At 67.7% G+C, this 666-nt stretch carries 1 protein-coding gene; it reads left to right on the top strand.

Going from position 1 to position 666, the window contains the following annotated elements; translation table 11 throughout:
* Window positions 1–165: 165 nt before the first annotated feature.
* Window positions 166–666, top strand: a 501-nt coding sequence (locus tag DMH01_RS42445) for an ATP-binding cassette domain-containing protein (RefSeq protein ID WP_125685096.1), incomplete at its 3' end; no start/stop codon positions are given.

Below are 666 nucleotides of genomic sequence, written 5' to 3'. Positions count from 1 at the left end.
CCACTCGATCGAGAATTTCAGTAAATCTCCCTGGTCAGTGAAACGCTTAAGCGATCCCCGGAGGGGACATGGAGGTGGGGACCGCCGTAGTCTTGTGGGCCAACGAGATCATGCGGCGGTCGTGGCAGGGGGGCCGCGGCCCTGCCATCGAGCGAGAGGTCACGCGTGATCACTTTCGACGCTGTCACCAAACGCTATCCAGACGGCACGACCGCCGTGGACGCCCTCACCCTTGAGGCGCCCACCGGCGAGATCACCGTGCTGGTGGGCCCTTCGGGCTGCGGGAAGACGACGTCCCTCCGGATGATCAATCGCATGATCGACGCTTCCGAGGGACAGATCCTCCTCGACGGGGTGCCCGTGAGCGGCATCGACCCGCCCACGCTGCGCCGCGGCATCGGGTACGTCATCCAGCAGGCCGGCCTCTTCCCGCACCGCAAGATCGTCGACAACGTCGCGACGGTCCCGTACCTGCTGGGGTGGGACAAGAAGAAGGCCCGCGCGCGAGCCATGGAGCTGCTCGAACGCGTCGGGCTCGACCCGGCGCTCGCCGGTCGTTACCCGTTCCAGCTCTCCGGGGGGCAGCAGCAGCGTGTGGGCGTGGCCAGGGCGCTGGCCGCCGATCCGCCCGTGCTGCTCATGGACGAGCCGTTCAGCGCGGTCGAC

The organism is Amycolatopsis sp. WAC 04182 (assembly GCF_003947465.1).
GTDB lineage: Bacteria > Actinomycetota > Actinomycetes > Mycobacteriales > Pseudonocardiaceae > Amycolatopsis.
Note: the sequence above shows the minus strand (reverse complement) of the source record. Positions and strands in the feature narration are given on the sequence as shown.